Consider the following 17,728-nt stretch of genomic DNA (forward strand, 5'->3'; position numbering starts at 1 on the left):
TAATTAGTTTTTTACTGGCATTGTATGTTCAGCTGGTTGAAACGTAAGAGATGTTTGTTGCATTCCCATCGCTTGTCTGCCTGCCATGCAGGTGATATCTCCTGTAAATCCTGAACCAACCACATTAGGGTCAGAATAGAATGTAAGAGTCATATAACGTCCTGTAGACACTACATTATCTCCTAACAATGAGAATGGTCCATTACCAGTTCCAGAGAATCCTTCTGGCATTGACGGTGTTCCTTCAACAGACATTGTGATCACCAAACTATCTGTATTTGGTCCATCATAGATTCTTACAAAGTCATAACCTTCTTCAGTATCAAATTCAGAGAAATTAACATTGACAGTATTTCCTTCACCTGCATCAATTACATAAACATCTCTTCTGAAACCTTCATAATCTCCATCACCTGCATGATCTTGAATAGACTCATCGCAAGTAGCATAGGTCATAGAAGTTGGTGGGATCAATGACAATACAAAATCTCCAGTCTCACCATCATTGGCTGTTACATAGATATAATATATTTCATTCAAGACGGTATTCAAAGGTATTAAAGGATTGTTTCCTAAACCACCGTTATCGTCACCATTCTCGCAATCCAAAGCACCACATGAACCAGTGAACAAACCAATTTTAGTATCAACATCGTCTCCTTCTGTTGTAATCAACACTGGGAAACCATCTCCAACGAAGGTATACCATACACCTGGAGCAGTATCCAAGTCAACTACACATGATGCTGGTGCATCAACACTAGATGCATCTGTAGTAGAAACCAATACTGAATCTCCAACACCTATTGGCAATGCAGACGCACACGTATCATTCAACAAACCTACATTTGAGCAATCAGAATCACTTTGGAACGTACCTGTGACTCCAGGACCATAGGTTGGTGCCGACCATGTACCACTTACCTCTGAACAAGAGGTTGTGTTAGCATAAGTGGTATATTCATGAGTACCACTCCAAGTTACGTCATGTCCTAGAACTCTGATTGATCCAGCAACATCACATGTAGTGAAACCTCCAGATGAAAAACAATTCGACTGTGTATTGTTTTCTGCTGCAGAGGTATAAATACGACCTCCGTAGAAAACTTGAACCATAAAGTTCTGTCCTTCGCCGGCACCAATGGACATTATATTCCAGGTGCGGTTGGAGTTTGGAAATCCTTGTCCATTAACAGCGCAATCTGTACAGGCATAAGTTCCTGTAATAGGCATTAAAGGCAGACGTTGTGTGTTTTTGGCAATCAAAATATCCGATGCCCTAGTATCGAAGTTGGTATTGTTCACCAACGGATTGGTACCATCACCATCTACTGAAAATTCAAAAGTTGAATGTATTGAACTCAATCCTTCAGAACTAAATTGCAATTGACTCACTTTTTGATCCATTGTCAATTTAGCAGGGCGGCTTTTTAATAAAATTTGCTCACCTGAACTTAAATCGATTTGAGCTTCACCTTCGCTACCTGGCATTAGTGATACGGTAACCGTACCGCGAATTAAACCATCATTGGTAGAAAATAAACCTTTATAAACTCCTAAATAGGAATTGTCGTATTGACCAGCCGCAAGCCTGGTATTGTCGTTCTCTGAATTTGGTGAATCTAGGCTATCTTGAGAACATGACCAGATGATAGCACACACCATTAACAATTTTAGTAGTTTGTTGTTTTTCATAGTATAATAAATTTAGGATCAATTAATAGTTGAACAAATGTATTTTATAAAATTGGTTGAATAGGCATTCCGTTTCATATATTCTTCTAATAGCAATTTTATTCGACGAACACCAATGACATCTCAAAAAATGTAATGCATTTAGTAAAACAATATTTCAATTGCAAAGAATTCACAAAAATGATCCTTTATTTTTGTTAAAATCTTTTTAAAATCGACAATAATGTAAGAGCCTTTTCACCTATTTCGAGTCTTTCACACTTTAAATCAATGACTTAAGATAAATTGACTCTAACCTATATGCAAATTTTCAAATAATTAAGGATTTTTAGGTGCTGATATGCAGTAAAGGTGAACTGAATTAAGGTGAAGAATTTCGAGTTTATTGCTCTTGGGCGTTACTCTATTTATGGAGTTATTAAATGTGTCAATGCAGTAAAAAAGATTCAATAAAAGATTTGGAGTTATCTGTATAAGAATTAATACTTCTTAATTATGTATCTTTACGTTAACCAAAAACCCCAATATCATGAAAAAAATGATCCTACTTCTGTTTTTTTCCCTCACTTTAAATTCATTTTCGCAAGAGAAATTGTTCAGTTTTGAAGCAAGTTATCCCCTTCTCTTTGGTGATACCTTTGTGAATGACAATTATAGCGGTCTCATTGATGCTGGGTTAAAGTATCGGTTTTATAGTTTTGAAACTTTTAATATAGGCGCCGCTTTTAATGGTGGTTATTTACGAAATACCAAAGACGACACCGTGATTGATGCCGATGTGAAGCTGTTTACCTTGCAACCGAAATTTTTTGTGGAGCTCGATGCGGAAGATTTGCCAAAGTTTCACCCAAGCATCGGTGTAGGATATACTTTTTTGAACTTTGAGGTAACCGATATGTTGAACCCAGATAATCCAGGCTCGACTACCTTTACAGAAACTGAAAGCGGTTTTAACGTCAACGTGGGATTGCTTTATGATCTTACCAACAAACTCTTTGTGCAGGTGCAGTATGACCTGATTAAACTGAAGACCGATGACGGTGTGCCTGACATTCCCTACAACAAGAACATTCATCTTTTAAAATTTGGGTTGGGGCTTTATTTGTAGAATCCTGTCGATAGTGCCCAGGCAATTATCAATGTCAGTAAACAGTATGCAGTGGCAGTGGCAGATGTTTGGGTTTTTATTTATGCAGTATAAATGTTAGTGTATAACACCAACAATGGCGGAATTGGACTATGGCCATCGTAAGGCTCTAATTATTTACGTACTCCAATCCTCTGGTCGATTGATAATAAAACGAATTTTCGTTTTTATATTTCTCAAATTCTGATTGACTTACTAAAAATTTGTATGTTCCTTCTGAATATAGTTCTCCATTATAATCGATAGATTTGATCAGCATTTTAATTCCATCTTTCAAAATAGTTAAATCAGGTAATGGCTGGTATTTATGACGTAATATACTTCCATCATCATTTATAATCAGTTCGCCCGTACTTCCATTAATAATTTGGTATTTGCCATTTTCTTTGATTAAAAACAGGATCAGTTTTTGCCCTTTTTTATAGTCAGTTTTGCGTATATCACAGGTCCATTGTTTCCCAATAGTAACGTAGATTGTTTTTTGATCTTTACCCTTAATGAAATCTGATATGGTGAAACCATATTTTCCGTCATAAATTTCATCAATAGTACCTTCAACAATTAAATCTGTCTTTGAAGTAACGATAGAGTATGGTAACACCATCTTATCAAAATAATTAGTATTTGAAAGCGAAACGCAAATTATTGTGAAGATGAGTGTTTTCATAATCATTCAAGGTTTGGCAAATAAGCTAAATTGAACCTTACTATTTTAAGCTAAACTTATTTGTTTGTGACTGGCAATTTCTGCTTTCTTCCAATGATAAAATACAGCAGAGCTCCGAAAAAGTTGCTTAATAAAACTACTAAAAGCCAGACTATTTTGTTGTTTCCAGAAAATTCATTTCTAACAATATCTATCAGTGCTATAATAGTTGGTATAATACCTAGAAATACGGTAGTTAATATTATAATTATTTGCCACGGTCCTATGGCTAAAAAATAGTTCATAAGTTTTGATTTGAGTTATATCCATAATTTTAGTCAGCATTAAAGCAGATATTTTAGTGCATGGACGATTTCTGAAAGATAACAAATTTAGTAGGACTTTGCTAATGCCCCTTTGCACTTATTGCTCGTGTAAGACTCAATCCCCTCAAGGTAGAACCGTAATCACCTTCCTTTCTTATTGACCAATCTATAGAAAAATTTGCTAAAAAAAATGTTATTATTTGAGAAGCTAGAATAATTTTAATACTTTAGCAATCAATGAACTATAATTGAAGAATTATGAAAAATTCAACAGTCAAAAAGTTCATCCCCACGTTTACACTTCTTTTTTTTCTATCCTCATTAATTTCTCATGCGCAAGTTGGCATTGGTACAACCTCCCCTGCCGCTGGTTCTGTATTGGATGTGAATAGTGCCGACAAAGGTGTATTGGTGCCTCGTGTGAATATTCCCGACTTGACTTTAATTGCCCCTATAACGGGTGGTGCTACAGAGGGACTTCTGGTTTGGAATACCAATACAACTACAGGTGTTGGCTTTCATTATTGGGACGGCAGCGCCTGGCTTCCAATCGTAGCAGGAAAAGTCGGTTGGGAAATAACTGGTAATTCTGGAACTACTGCTGCAAATTTCATGGGAACCATCGATAATCAACCTCTAAACTTTAGAGTCAATAATGAAGTTGCTGGTTTTATAGATTCCATAAATGAAAATCAGAGCTTTGGCTACGAAGTTCTTAATAACAATACTGGCAATTCAAACAACGCCTTTGGATATCAAGCACTGACCGCCAACACTACCGGAAATTTCAATACGGCAATTGGTAATTTAGCTCTGACCTCTAACACAACTTCTAATGGTAATACCGCTATAGGGCGTTTAAGTTTAAACCAGCAGGATACTGGTAATGGCTATAATACAGCATTAGGTACTGAAGCAATGCAATCTAGCACTACCAGTTCATTGAATACAGCCGTGGGTTGGCGAGCACTTCGAGATGCGACTACAGGTGAACAAAATACAGCTATAGGTGTGGGTTCTATGGAGTATGGTAACGGTACAGTTGGAGCAACCGCTGTTGGTAGATACTCTCTAGCCTACGACTCTTTCTCTAATTTTACAACTGCCATCGGTTACCATGCCATGTCACAACAAAATTTTGATAATGGTGGCAACCTATGGAATTCATACAATACGGCGGTGGGCGCTGTAGCGCTTCGTAACAATAATCCAACTGCTATTGGTGAAGGAGATTGGAATACGGCTATTGGTTCTTTTTCTATGTTCGGCAATACCATTGGCCGATTCAATACCAGTTTAGGTGTTTCTTCTCTGTACACAAATGTAGATGGAAATTACAACACAGGGATTGGTGTCAATGCCATGCGACTTAAGAATTCGGGTGATTATAATACGGCCGTGGGCAATGGATCTTTGTTCAATAACCTTACGGGCAATAGAAATACGGCATTGGGCGCAGCAGCTCTTAATGCGAATGACGGCAACAACAATACAGCAGTGGGCATTGACGCCATGGGCAATAGTCCTTCGGGAGATTATAACGTTGCCATGGGCGACTCCGCTTTACGAGACGGCAATACAGGCGATTATAATACCGCTATCGGTACGGAAGCCTTACGTCTCAATACCACTGGTACCGAAAATACCGCTATCGGTCATTGGGCACTACGCAACAATCAAACTGGTGAAAATAATACGGCCGTGGGTTCCTTCTCTCAAGGATTGAGAAATTCAGGAGACTTTAATACATCCGTGGGCTATTCGTCGCTTTATAATAGTACATCGGGCAGCGAGAATACCGCTCTGGGCTACAGAGCTTTGTTTGGATCTGGAGCCACCACCTACCTCGGTAATACGGCTGTTGGCTTTAATAGTATGTATGGGATTACCACTGGGAACCAAAACACTGCGGTAGGTCATTATGCCTTGACAGCTATTACCACAGGCGTAGGTAATGTAGCGGTGGGCGGTGGGGCCATGGACCAAAATACGGTGGGCACCAACAATGTCGCTTTGGGTTTTTGGGCGCTTCGCACCAATACGTCCTCTAGCTTTAACATCGCTATAGGCAGGGAAGCGATATATAGTTCTTCATTTAACAATGGCAACGCGGCTTTTAATACGTTTAATGTTGCTGTTGGCTACCGTTCGCTTTACAGCACCAACCCTACCAGTGTCTCAAATGCCGCTTACAATGTTGGATTGGGTTATGCCGCAGGCATCAATAATTCCATCGGTACACGCAATACGTTCCTTGGAGCAGCATCGAGTTCCTTGGGTGGCAATTTTAATCAATCGACCGCTATTGGATTCAATAGCTTAATTACAGCCAACAACCAGATTCGTTTGGGCTTTACGGGAACCACCTCCATTGGCGGCTATCAAAACTGGACCAATATATCAGATGGTCGACTTAAGCACCGTGTACAGGAAGATGTCAAAGGATTGGAGTTTATAAATAAACTTCGACCTGTGACCTATACCATGAATGTTGATGCCATTAAAACGCCAAAAGTAGATGATATGGAAGAGCTGACTTATAATAATGACATTCGCAACACCCGCCATACAGGTTTTATTGCACAGGAAGTGGAGCAAGCCGCACAATCGGTGGGATTTGACTTTAATGGTGTAGACGCTCCAAAAAACAGTGAAGACTATTATGGTTTACGTTATGCCACTTTTGTGGTCCCTTTGGTAAAAGCGGTACAGGAACAACAGGAAGAAATTGAAGAGCTGAAAGCTTTGGTCATGGAGTTGAAAGCACAGTTGGATGAAAACAGATAACGTTCTGACCCAATATCACAAAAGAAATTAATAAACCTTGTGAAACATCTTTATAAAATGATTTTATGTGCATTCATAAAATCATTTTGATGTGATGACATTATATATACGCTTTCGATGTATGGATATAATCCATTAAATCTTAAGCTTATGAAATCAATCTTTACCCTTTTTGCAATTCTTATTTCCCTACACATGTCAGCCCAGCTGACCTTGGGTTTCAACTTCAATCCTTCCAATGATGGCAATCTGTGTTCAGTGGCGCATGATGATTCTTACTTGTACGTCTACCAGTGTTTTGCTGCAGTCATCAATAAGTATGACAAGACTACCGGCACTTTCATGAGTAGCATTCCATTTCCACAGGCATCTGGCGCCAATGATGTAGACATCGAAATTGTCACCACCGAATTTGTTATGAATGCCACAAATATACCTGCCGGAAGCCTGCTCGTGTTTGATGGTGAAAGTGGTGCGGTTGAAATCTACGCCATCTCGGTTTCAGATGGAACGGTGATTACTACTCTCAATACCAATTTTGGAAATAGCCATGTGGTAGGTGGCGACTTCAATGCCACAAATTCTAATTTTTATGTGGTACAGGACAAACTGGCAAGTGCCACAGAACGTAATAAAGTGGTAGAGTTGGACAATATCAATGGCAGCAACACATTTAGTTTTCAAACCTCTGACGACGGTTTTATTGTCAATTATGGTGATTTGTCATGCTATAACAATCAATTATTTGTGGTGAGCAGTGATGAAGCTGATATGGCTGTGTACAGCATTACTGGTGACTTGCAACAACTCGTGACACTTCCCACCGAATTTAGTTCTTACCGTTCCGTTTCCATACAAGACGGTACTGGTGAGATGTGGGTGTGCACCTCATCTCAAGTCATTTCCTTTGAAGGCCTTAATGAAGCTTTATCTATAAATGAGTTGGCAGTGGAGGATTCTTTTTCCATAGCTCCAAATGTGGTCACGAACACATTGCAAGTGCATCACCTTAAACAGCCTACATTTTATCAGCTATACGATGTACTCGGCAAACAAGTTGGTAAGGGAAACATCCATCCACAACAACCCATCGATGTCAGCAATTTGTCTCCAGGTTTACATCTGTTGATGTTGGATAATAAAACCGTACTTAAGTTTATCAAACAGTAAAAACATAGGGCAAGTGAGCTTTCCTTATGGCGAAGGCTCGCTTGCATTTATAAACTAATCATTCTTCCCCCGCCTATTCCTATTTCGATTACGGTTACGGTTGCGGTTTCTATTTGATTTTTTAGTGCTTGAGTCGGAGCTGGAAGCGCCATCACCCGGTTTTTTGTTTTTGGGTCTGGAGTTACGGTTTCTGTTCTGTCCTGGTTTGATGGGTTCGGTGGAGGCATTAGGGTCGGGTTCGAAGCCTTCAATGATTTCGACAGGGATGCGCTCGCCTACCAACTTTTCAATGTCTGCCAAATATGAGGTTTCATCAGCGCTTACCAAGGACACGGCTTCGCCACTGGCGCCTGCCCTACCTGTTCTGCCGATACGGTGCACATAATCTTCAGCAATGTTGGGCAATTCAAAATTGACCACGTGCGGTAATAAAGGAATGTCCAGACCACGTGCGGCAATATCGGTGGCTACCAATACACGGATGCTTCCTTTTTTAAATCCGTCCAAGGCTTTTGTTCGGGCACCTTGGCTTTTATTACCATGGATGGCTAGTGCAGAGATGTTGGCATTGTTGAGCTTTTTGGTAAGGTTGTTGGCGCCATGCTTGGTGCGTGTAAACACAAGTACTTGTTCCCAATCACCTTCAGAGATGAGATTTATAAGAAGTCCTGCCTTTAATCCCTTTGCAACCCGATACACTTTTTGCTCTATGGCATCTACCGTCGTATTTTCAGGGGTGGCTTCTACCTGCACGGGGTGGTACAGAATATCGTTTGCCAAAGCTTTGATGTCTTTTGAAAAGGTGGCCGAAAACAATAAGGTCTGGCGTTTGCTGGGCAACAAGGCCATGATCTTTTTCATATCGCGCAGAAAGCCCATGTCGAGCATTCTATCGGCTTCGTCTAGGACCAAGATGTCTACATTTTTGAGGGACAACAATCCTTGGTTGTGCAAATCGAGCAAGCGGCCTGGGGTAGCAATCAAAATATCGACGCCTTGTCGCAAGGTTGCAACTTGTGGTTTCTGGTTGACACCTCCAAAAATGACGGTGCTTTTGATATCGAGAAAGGCGCTGTAATTCTTCACATTGTCATACACCTGTGCGGCGAGTTCGCGTGTAGGTGTGAGTACCAACGAGCGAATGGGCCTGTTATGAAGCTTTTTCCCTTGAGAAAGAATTTGTAGCATGGGCAAGGTAAAGCCTGCTGTTTTACCGGTACCTGTTTGTGCCGATGCCAAGACGTCCTTGCGCTCTAATATGACAGGGATGGCTTTTTGTTGTATGGGTGAAGGCGTAGTGTAGCCTTGTTGGCTGATGGCTTTAAGCAAAGCATCAGATAATCCTAAAGAGTTGAATGACATAGTTTTTATTTGGTAAATGACCGTCTAATTGCTAGTGTCATTCTGTATTTGGCGGCAAAGGTACGCTTTATTTTTTGGCTTTTGTGGTTTGGTATCAATTGTGATGCCGCATTATCCTTTTAATTGAGACTTTGAGTTGTGTGTTGGGGAAACATACATATAAACTTAAAACCTATTGCAAATATTTAAGAAGCATGTGGGCATTTCTAGAGTTTTTTAAACGTTTCAAAGCTTCTTGCCGCAATTGCCTTATACGTTCTGGGGTCATATCTAGATAGGCAGCGATTTCACTGAGATTCATAGTGTATTCATAACCAATACCATAACTCATTTTTATCACTTCCTTTTGACGTTCACTTAAAATGTTCAGTGCTATTTCTATATCGCATGACAGCGATTGCTTTAGTAAATTAGCTTCGGGACTTGCGAAGGATTCGCTCTTTAAGGTATCCTGCAAGGTTAAATTTTCATCCAGTTTTAGAGGTTTGTCTATAGACATAGGAAGGCTATTGATCTCTAGGCAAGTTTTTACTTCGCTTTCGCTTACCTGTAACAGTAAGGACAATTCATAGGCAGAAGGCATATATCCATATTCTTGCTGATAGATATCTATTTCTCGCCACATATGCTTTATGAGCTGCAGTTTATTAATAGGCAAACGTATGGTGCGCATGTTGACGTCTATGGCAGACATAATAGATTGTCTAATCCACCACACGGCATAAGAAATAAACTTAAAGCCACGGGTTTCGTCAAATTTATAAGCGGCATTGACTAAACCAATATTGCCTTCGCTAATAAGATCGGCAAGCGATAACCCACGTCGTTCATACTGTTTTGCCACCGATACCACAAAGCGCAGATTTGCGGTAGTGAGTCGCTCTAATGCCAACAAATCTCCTTTTCTAATGAGTACAGCCAGCTCGGCTTCTTCTTCTGGGGTAATCCTACTGATCTTATTGATATCGCTGAAATATTTATTCAGGGACTCATCTGATCGTTTGGTAATTTGCTGCTGTATCTTTAGCTGCCTCATTCATTTATCTATTTGGAAAAAAAAAGCCACTCCATTATAGAGTGGCCTTCAAACTGGAAGGTAATTAAGCTTTTTCTACTTTGATGGCACTTAAGCCTTTTACACCTTGTTCCACATCAAAGCGTACATGGTCTTCTTCACCAATATCTTCAGTAAGCGCAGAGACATGTACAAATATGTCGCGGTTGGTTCCTTTTTCTGTAATAAAACCAAATCCTTTGGCTTTATTGAAGAATTTTACAATTCCTTCTTTCATAATATAAAAAATTAAAATGTTGAGTGAAAAATACCTTACTTCATATATCCATCCGTCGGCCAATTACTTGAGCAAAGGAATTTTAGGACCAACTCCGGTGGAGTAAGGTATGTTAGTTATAAAAAAATGAAATAGGAAAGGAAGTTAAACTCGAACGGATAAAGTTCTCTTCTAGATATGATTCTACTAACCTTACAAATGAACGCTTTTAAATCGGTACCACCTAATTAATAGTTACTTATTTATGGGCATTAACCCCTTCAACAATGATACTTACTCCTTAAAGTGCATCATGGTCAAAGAAATTACTCAGTCCTCATTAAGGTTCTGGATCATCATTGTCACTTTTTAGTACAATGGACATCATTTTGAATCGTTGATTTGCCTCTAAAGTAAAAGGCACGTAGCTGGGTATAATCATACAGTCATCGCTTTTCATATAAGTAGAGATGTTTTCCACTACGAGCTCTGCCTTACCATCTAGAATCTTTATAAAGGTAATATATGGAGAAGCATCAGCTTTATAGACTTTACCATAATCAACCGAGATGGCTGCAATGTTTCCTGGAGGCTCCCTTAACAGGTATATTATCACAATTTTATTGGATTCATACTTAATATTTTCCTTGATATTAAATGGAACGAGTTTCTCGAATTCAAAGTTTTCCATAGTGTGAGTGTATAAAAAAATGAAACTGCACGTCAACTTAAAAAACAAGCACTTATAGATTTTAACCTCTATATTGAATTGGCCGTAATTCTATAATTAGCCTTTAATATATCGATCACTTCTCTGCGATTCTTTCTTAATTTATTTTCTAAACGTGAGATTAGCTGTGACTCTTGTCCACTTTTAAATCTCACATCGTCTTGTGTAAGGTGTGGATAGTTTATTTTTAAAGTCACTGTTTGTTTGTTCCAGTTGCCACGGCACTTAAAATCTTCGTGGTCTGTGATATGGGTTGTTTGATTTTTCATAATAATTATTTAGGGCACATAAGTGTGTGAGGTAAAGATGCTGCAAAATCTTTTTGGACTGAATTGAGAGCTGTGCAACACTACTACAGTCTAGATGATACGAAATCTCGGTAAGCAACGTTAAAGGATTCAAAAATATTGAAAACCATTACTGTTCTTTCTCTCGCTCATATTGCTCCTTATAGGCTGCCTTGGCTATTTCCCTACGTCGCAATTTAGAAGGTTTTGTATAATGCTCGTTACTACGCAGTACCTTCAGTTGTTTTGTTTTGCGTACCTTGTTACGATAGCGTTTCAGAACGCCATCAATACGTTCGCCAGGTTTTATCTTTATAATGAGCATACTGTAGGTTTTAATTAAAAAAGCCACTCTACAAAAGAGTGGCCCAAAAAATTTCTGTTTTAAAGCCTTTCAACATTTACGGCATTGAGGCCTTTTTTGCCCTGTTCTACCCCGAATTTTACTTTGTCGTTTTCATAAATTTCATCTAGCAAGCCAGATTCGTGTACAAAAATGTCTTCGTTAGAATTTGTTTCTTTGATAAAACCAAACCCTTTGGTCTTGTTGAAGAATTTTACTGTTCCTTCTTTCATAATTTAAAAATTTAAATGATTTAAAATATACCTTGCTGACCCTTAATAATAACACTAAACAGGCCAACACGGGAATGATACCCTAAGCCTTATCAGCAAGGTACTTGTTAGTGGTATGATAAAATAGAAAAGGAAGTTAAACTAGAACGGATAAAGTTCTCAACTAGAAAATGATTCTACTAACCTTGCAAAGGAACGTCTAAATATTGGTACCACCTAATTAATAGTGGTTTATTTGTGAGTAGGTTGATGGTTGATGGTGGGAACGTTTATTGTAAAATAGAATTTTTTTCTTACATTTAATCCAATAATTCTCCGTAGGCCAACTACCCCGATTGGTTTTAGTTACTAGCTGAATGTTTGTTGACACTAACATTTAAAAACGCTGTATGCTTTAGGCATAATGATATAGGTTTTGTATGATACTAACTAAACCAACTGATATGAAAAAGTTATTATCCTTAATAATAATCTTATGCTCTGCTGGAACTGTTTCACAGGAAAGTGAAGACCATCCCAAAAAGGTTATCAGGGTCATTTCCGAAAACGACTTTTGGCTATTTAAGAATAAAACGGATGTTTTCTACACACAAGGACTTAAAATTGAATGTTCGCACCTTCTTAAGGATTCCAGTAGGTTAAAAAAGTGGTGGCCATTTGTATTAGATAAAAGTACTGAAAACATTACGGGTTTCAGTATCGGACAAAATCTCTATACGTCATCAGATATTACAGTGCCTTCCATAATGCTAGATGACAGACCCTATAGTGCTTGGCTTTATATATCGAAAAGTGTAATCTCCAATGATAGTGCGTCGGCTAAAAGGCTATCTTCAGAAGTATATCTAGGTGTGATAGGGCCAATGGCTCTTGGTGAAGAAGTTCAAAGTACATGGCATGAATGGATAGGGTCACCTGACCCAAAAGGCTGGGATAACCAAATAAAGAATGATATAGGAATTAATTTGCATCTAAAATATGAAAAAGGTCTTTACTCCTATGCCTCACCAAATTTAACTGTTGATTTTGTTCCAAATGCAGAAGTACTTGCTGGAACCGTTATTAATACTGTCGGTGTTGGCACCACCACCAGAATTAGCATCTTCAACGCCTCTTCCTATTTTCAGAATATCTACAGCGAAAGATCCATCATAAAGGCATTTAAAGAGCCCATAAAACCAAGTTTCATTAAGAGTTTTAAAGATTCAAACATCTCATTGTTTACTACAAACTCGGCGAATGTCGTTGTTTGGAATTCATTGCTCCAAGGTGGGTTGTTCAGTCAAGATAGCCCTTACCTCATAGATCACAAGGATATTGAAAGAGTGTATATCAATTTAGAATATGGCATTTCCTACTCAAACCCCTATTTCAACATTTCTTACACCCGTGCTTTTAGAACCAGAGAGTTTAAACAACAGGAATTCAATCATCAATGGGGAAAATTCCAGGTACTGATTAAAATATGACCCATATTACCTTTTAAACTTTAACCAATATAAAAGCAATCATTAACCAATACCAACCAATTATGAAAACTATTTATAAATTACTGCTTTTACTACTACCTTTATTCGGATTTACACAAACAGAAACCGTTATTGACTTTAATAGTTCTGTTATTACTAATTCATACATTATTGACAAGGGCGCTAAAATTAATCTATCATTTGTAGCTAAAAATGATACATATTTATCGGTTTCCTATGTAAAAGACTACAATCCTCAAGGCACTTTAGTTATTCCAGATGCCAATGCTGCAGGTGTCACTAGTATGGGAACTCCAACATCTCCTATCCTAATGACTTTTGCAGCCAACACCAAATATACCTTTACCGTTAAAGCCTTTAAAAAAACAGACAACACTCTAATAGATACTCACACAATTGAATTTGTAAGCCGTTCCAAATGGTATTGGACACCAACCTTTGGAGTGAGCATGGTGTCTTTGGTAAAGCGTGATACTTACAAATCTGTGCTGAATGCAGATGGTGCTGACCCCGCTACTTACACCATTGTGCGTGATGGTAGCCAAAAACATTTTGATGCCATTCCGAGTGTGATGTTTACATATTCTAAACTGGAACAAGATTTTAGTTGGGGCGTTACAGGAGGACTGGGTACAGACTTTGAAACGCTGTCTACTTTTGTAGGTTTATCTGCTGTGGTTGGACAAAATTTTGTATTGACCGCAGGACTAGCGTTTCATGAGCAATTAAGGCTTAACTCTAACTATGAAGAAGAGCAAGTGATTAACACCGATTTGAACTTTGAGGAATTAAACACAGCCTACCATCGATTCAATCCGTTTATATCCTTAACATACAGGTTGAATTCTAATCCGTATAAGAAGTAGTTAATAAAAGCCGAGCAGAATTACATTGGTTAGGGTTTTAAACTATGGTAGAGTCATCAAATTATACATATGCTTCGCCACAAATCGCCATGGCGTACTGTCAAAATAGATAACCTCTAGGATATGTTCCAATATGATGGCGCCACCTACGTATAGCAATACGGGGTGTATCTTGCCATTTGCTAGTTTATCCCAAATCCATGAGATGATAATCAGGCTATCGGCAAGCACCACTGCAAACCAAATATCCGGACGCTCAACACTTGGGAAATAATACCGAAACCGAAACCAAGCTGGCCATAGGAGTACTATCACGGACAAGAGCATCAGCCTTTTGTGCACAGCGCCATTTTTTCTGTAAACAATTGCTGCGATAACAAGTCCTAAAAACATCAACGCCGTGGTACAATTGCCGATGATTCCTGAAATAGCAGTATCGCCCAATCCTGACTTCAGCTCTTTTTGTACAGCATACAGGCCTGCGGGCATGATGGTGATGCCAGCAGCCAGCGCTATAAAAAGGCCAGCAACCCCCAACCTCATATGCAGCTTATAGTTTCTTCTCATGATGAGCAGTGATTGGACCGTAAAGAGCAGCACCCATAAGAGTGCCATGGCACCATGGAAATAGATGATGAATGGTGCGTGAAACGTACCGCTGCTGACTGGAATGATAAAGGGTTTTGCAAATCCTACAAGGATGGCGAACAGGCCCAACAGCCCGATGGACATAAAAAACGATGACCTATGTTTCATACAGTGACATACACAGCGGTTAAGGATTAGGCCATGACAGGTTGAAGCACATGATAACCAACGTGTTAAAGCCCCACTAAAATAATGAATTTTGGAATTGAATAATGCGGGGTGGGTTTCTTTTTTTAAAGGCACTGTTAGAACCTTATTACAACGACATTAACATAAAAAAGCCAAAGCAGTGACTAGCTACTTTGGCAAAAGTCAATTGACAACAACTTCCTAGAACGGAAGCGATGTGTCGATATAAATGTATGAAAAAAAGTGATTGGTGCTGTGGGTGGTTTGGAAAATTTTGTGGTTTAGGATAGTGCTTAAAGTTAAATAATACTATTTACTCAATACTCAATACTCAATACTCAATACTCAATACTCAATACTCAATACTCAATACTCAATACTCAATACTCAATACTCAATATTCAATACTCAATACTCAATACTCAATACTCAATACTCAATACTCAATATTCAATACTCAATACTCAATACTCAATACTCAATACTCACTACTCAATACTCAATACTCAATACTCAATACTCAATACTCAATACTCAATACCCAATACTCAATACTCAATACCCACTACCCACTACCCACTACCCACTACCCACTAAATACTAAACACCAAAAACCAATGACTAACAGCTAATAGCCAAAGGCTAACCGTCAATATCTAACAAGTCTAACGTGTCTAAAAAGTCTAACTAGTCTAACAAGTCTAAAAAGTCTAACAAGTCTAAAAAGTCTAAACCCCCTTCCCTCGCCGTCTTTTCATTTTTTAAACCCCTAAAAGATCATCAATTAACTCATTTTTCTGAAAGTTATATCTTACATTTTTAATTAAAGTTTTGTTAATTGTTTAGGATTTTAACGTAATTTATAAATATCTGTTTTTGTAAGATTTATCAGATTTGACGCCACATTTACGCATTTTGTCCGATATTTTTGCGTTTCATGGAATCTACTCAAAAACCATCTCGCCAAAATAACCGCGTTTTTCATATCGTTTTTTTGATAAACTTTGCCATGTCAAGTCGCTGAAAACTAAAACATAATCATCCAGCATCTTGTCAATTGTTTAACCTAAATCTTTGTTTAATGAATTAAATTTTAACCTATGAGTAAAACACCCAACAAAAGAGCAAGAGTCTCTAAAAAGGCGCAGCTCGCAGAAAACGTAAAGAACCAATTGTCCAACGAGGCTCAAGACCACAATTTCGACAACGAAACGGTAGAGTCTCAACCGAAATCGGAAACCCCGGTTCAGGAAGATCAAGAAACAAGTACTAACAACCAGCACAGCATCGCGGTGTCTAGCAAAGTGGAAGAAGAGGAAGATAAACGCAACAAAAGGTATGCGGCGAGTATGACAAACACCATCACCCGTTGCGGAGAGTTCATCTCTCTGGCAACTACCATGGAACCTAATTATGCTACCAACATCCCTATGTACGAATTGGCAAATCTCAAAATCATTCAGAACAATGCAAATGGTCACATGGATACGGTAGAACAAGCAGAAACATCATACAAATATGCCGTAGCCATGAGAGTTGCAGAATTCTCGGGCTTGGCACCACTTGGCGCACTCATCATCGCCGAGATGGTATTGGCTAATGCTTTACCAGAAACTATTGAACAATTACGAACACTCATGCGTCTATTGCGTGGCGAGCGTAAAGTACCTAAAGATCCTAGTAACCCGATGGCAAATTACCGTAGCGTCAGTCAGTTAAATTATGATGATGTTACTACCAACTTCCGTCGTTTATTATTGATGATTGCCGCAGACCCTAATTACAACCCAGCCACAGTTGCCATTCAGTTGGTGACACTTCAGGCCAAGTTAGTAAGTTTAGAAACCGCAAATGCTAATGTACAAACCAAAAAGGCAGAACTCGATGCAGCACGTATGGCGCGCAATGAGTTTTTCAATGCCCCAGTCACAGGTTTGGTAGCAGTGTTTATTAATGCAAAGAAGGTGGTGCTCACTAATTTCGGTAGAAAGAGTGAGCAATTTGCGAGAGTAAAAGGGTTGGAATTCAGAAAAATCAGAACACGCTAATCCAACCAAACCTTATTAAATTCTAAAAAACCACGAATTCTTTATGGAGTTCGTGGTTTCTTGCATCCCCACGAAAGTGGGGACCTCGAATGCGGGGACCTCTTTGTCATGCTGAACTCGTTTCAGCATCTCATGACAGTAAGCCAAAACCCATGTTGTTATCGCGAGGCCGAAGAACGAAGCGATTAAATTTCTAGACAATTAATTGCCACGTCATATTTCATTCCGTTACTTTGATCTCTCCTTGTATCACCTTATCAAACCTACTCATTAAATCAAAAACATCACCATCTATAGCCGTCCATAACTTACCCGTATATCTGAAGTTGAAGTATAAATTGTCTCCTGAAGTTGAATGATTAAATAGGAAAACTTCCAATCGATTACCCCTTTTGAAATTAAGTTCTTTATCAAAAGCATTTGGAGAATTCAAAACTTCTAGAAGAAGTTTTTCATTAATATCAAACATCGGATTTAGAAAATAGGGTATTGCAGTTTCACCCATAAGCTGCAAGTTTTTGTTTTTAGTTCTACTATGCAGAATCCAGTA

General features: G+C 38.7%; 18 protein-coding genes. 6 read left to right on the forward strand and 12 right to left on the reverse strand.

The annotated features are described in order from the left end of the window. Nucleotides 1–3: 3 nt before the first annotated feature. Nucleotides 4–1,695: a CUB domain-containing protein gene (locus M0G43_RS08380; RefSeq protein ID WP_248025021.1), complete on the reverse strand. Its 1,692-nt coding sequence runs from the start codon at nucleotides 1,693–1,695 to the stop codon at nucleotides 4–6. A gap of 529 nt (nucleotides 1,696–2,224) precedes the next feature. Between M0G43_RS08380 and M0G43_RS08385 the strand changes: the two genes are divergently transcribed. Then, a complete protein-coding gene (locus M0G43_RS08385; RefSeq protein ID WP_248025023.1) occupies nucleotides 2,225–2,803 on the forward strand; it encodes an outer membrane beta-barrel protein in 579 nt (192 codons plus the stop codon). A 148-nt stretch (nucleotides 2,804–2,951) separates the two neighbouring features. Here M0G43_RS08385 and M0G43_RS08390 read toward each other — a convergent pair whose 3' ends face one another. Together M0G43_RS08390 and M0G43_RS08395 are read right to left on the reverse strand one after the other, a co-directional pair. Beyond that, on the reverse strand, nucleotides 2,952–3,509 hold the full coding sequence (locus tag M0G43_RS08390; RefSeq protein ID WP_248025024.1) for a hypothetical protein: 558 nt from the start codon (nucleotides 3,507–3,509) through the stop codon (nucleotides 2,952–2,954). Nucleotides 3,510–3,565: 56 nt separating this feature from the next. Beyond that, the gene (locus tag M0G43_RS08395; protein WP_248025025.1) at nucleotides 3,566–3,793 is read right to left on the reverse strand and encodes a PLD nuclease N-terminal domain-containing protein; all 228 of its coding nucleotides are present in this window, start codon (nucleotides 3,791–3,793) and stop codon (nucleotides 3,566–3,568) included. A 279-nt stretch (nucleotides 3,794–4,072) separates the two neighbouring features. Between M0G43_RS08395 and M0G43_RS08400 the strand changes: the two genes are divergently transcribed. Both M0G43_RS08400 and M0G43_RS08405 read left to right on the forward strand, forming a co-directional pair. After that, nucleotides 4,073–6,601 carry a tail fiber domain-containing protein gene (locus M0G43_RS08400; protein WP_248025026.1) on the forward strand — a complete coding sequence of 843 codons (2,529 nt, stop codon included), beginning with the start codon at nucleotides 4,073–4,075 and terminating at the stop codon, nucleotides 6,599–6,601. A gap of 150 nt (nucleotides 6,602–6,751) precedes the next feature. Further along, nucleotides 6,752–7,771 (forward strand): T9SS type A sorting domain-containing protein, encoded by a 1,020-nt coding sequence (locus tag M0G43_RS08405; protein WP_248025027.1) that lies wholly within the window; start codon nucleotides 6,752–6,754, stop codon nucleotides 7,769–7,771. Nucleotides 7,772–7,825: 54 nt separating this feature from the next. Here M0G43_RS08405 and M0G43_RS08410 read toward each other — a convergent pair whose 3' ends face one another. The 7 genes from M0G43_RS08410 to M0G43_RS08440 all read right to left on the reverse strand — a co-directional run bounded on the left by M0G43_RS08410 (nucleotide 7,826) and on the right by M0G43_RS08440 (nucleotide 11,997). Further along, complete coding sequence (locus M0G43_RS08410) at nucleotides 7,826–9,133, reverse strand: DEAD/DEAH box helicase (RefSeq protein WP_248025029.1); 1,308 nt, start codon at nucleotides 9,131–9,133, stop codon at nucleotides 7,826–7,828. Nucleotides 9,134–9,305: 172 nt separating this feature from the next. Beyond that, complete coding sequence (locus M0G43_RS08415) at nucleotides 9,306–10,169, reverse strand: RNA polymerase sigma factor RpoD/SigA (RefSeq protein ID WP_248025031.1); 864 nt, start codon at nucleotides 10,167–10,169, stop codon at nucleotides 9,306–9,308. Between the two features lie 64 nt (nucleotides 10,170–10,233). After that, complete coding sequence (locus tag M0G43_RS08420; RefSeq protein WP_248025032.1) at nucleotides 10,234–10,425, reverse strand: cold-shock protein; 192 nt, start codon at nucleotides 10,423–10,425, stop codon at nucleotides 10,234–10,236. Between the two features lie 319 nt (nucleotides 10,426–10,744). Next, nucleotides 10,745–11,095, reverse strand: coding sequence for a hypothetical protein (locus M0G43_RS08425; protein WP_248025033.1), 351 nt, complete (start codon nucleotides 11,093–11,095; stop codon nucleotides 10,745–10,747). A 68-nt stretch (nucleotides 11,096–11,163) separates the two neighbouring features. Continuing rightward, nucleotides 11,164–11,403: a hypothetical protein gene (locus M0G43_RS08430; RefSeq protein ID WP_248025034.1), complete on the reverse strand. Its 240-nt coding sequence runs from the start codon at nucleotides 11,401–11,403 to the stop codon at nucleotides 11,164–11,166. Between the two features lie 148 nt (nucleotides 11,404–11,551). Further along, nucleotides 11,552–11,746 carry a 30S ribosomal protein S21 gene (gene rpsU / locus M0G43_RS08435; RefSeq protein WP_248025035.1) on the reverse strand — a complete coding sequence of 65 codons (195 nt, stop codon included), beginning with the start codon at nucleotides 11,744–11,746 and terminating at the stop codon, nucleotides 11,552–11,554. A 59-nt stretch (nucleotides 11,747–11,805) separates the two neighbouring features. Next, nucleotides 11,806–11,997, reverse strand: coding sequence for a cold-shock protein (locus M0G43_RS08440; RefSeq protein ID WP_248025036.1), 192 nt, complete (start codon nucleotides 11,995–11,997; stop codon nucleotides 11,806–11,808). Nucleotides 11,998–12,440: 443 nt separating this feature from the next. On the opposite strand from M0G43_RS08440, the gene M0G43_RS08445 reads away from it, so the two are divergent. Next, the gene (locus M0G43_RS08445) at nucleotides 12,441–13,466 is read left to right on the forward strand and encodes a lipid A deacylase LpxR family protein (RefSeq protein ID WP_248025037.1); all 1,026 of its coding nucleotides are present in this window, start codon (nucleotides 12,441–12,443) and stop codon (nucleotides 13,464–13,466) included. 62 nt (nucleotides 13,467–13,528) lie between these two features. Beyond that, on the forward strand, nucleotides 13,529–14,353 hold the full coding sequence (locus M0G43_RS08450; RefSeq protein WP_248025038.1) for a hypothetical protein: 825 nt from the start codon (nucleotides 13,529–13,531) through the stop codon (nucleotides 14,351–14,353). A gap of 42 nt (nucleotides 14,354–14,395) precedes the next feature. Here M0G43_RS08450 and M0G43_RS08455 read toward each other — a convergent pair whose 3' ends face one another. Then, nucleotides 14,396–14,896 carry a hypothetical protein gene (locus M0G43_RS08455; RefSeq protein ID WP_248025039.1) on the reverse strand — a complete coding sequence of 167 codons (501 nt, stop codon included), beginning with the start codon at nucleotides 14,894–14,896 and terminating at the stop codon, nucleotides 14,396–14,398. Between the two features lie 1,334 nt (nucleotides 14,897–16,230). Between M0G43_RS08455 and M0G43_RS08460 the strand changes: the two genes are divergently transcribed. Next, nucleotides 16,231–17,178 (forward strand): hypothetical protein, encoded by a 948-nt coding sequence (locus M0G43_RS08460; RefSeq protein ID WP_248025041.1) that lies wholly within the window; start codon nucleotides 16,231–16,233, stop codon nucleotides 17,176–17,178. Between the two features lie 220 nt (nucleotides 17,179–17,398). Here the strand turns inward: M0G43_RS08460 and M0G43_RS08465 are convergent, their stop codons facing one another. Further along, nucleotides 17,399–17,683, reverse strand: coding sequence for a hypothetical protein (locus M0G43_RS08465; protein ID WP_248025043.1), 285 nt, complete (start codon nucleotides 17,681–17,683; stop codon nucleotides 17,399–17,401). Between the last annotated feature and the right edge of the window lie 45 nt (nucleotides 17,684–17,728).

Origin of the sequence: Subsaxibacter sp. CAU 1640 (genome assembly GCF_023156585.1) — a bacterium.
Lineage (GTDB): Bacteria > Bacteroidota > Bacteroidia > Flavobacteriales > Flavobacteriaceae > JBPOFM01.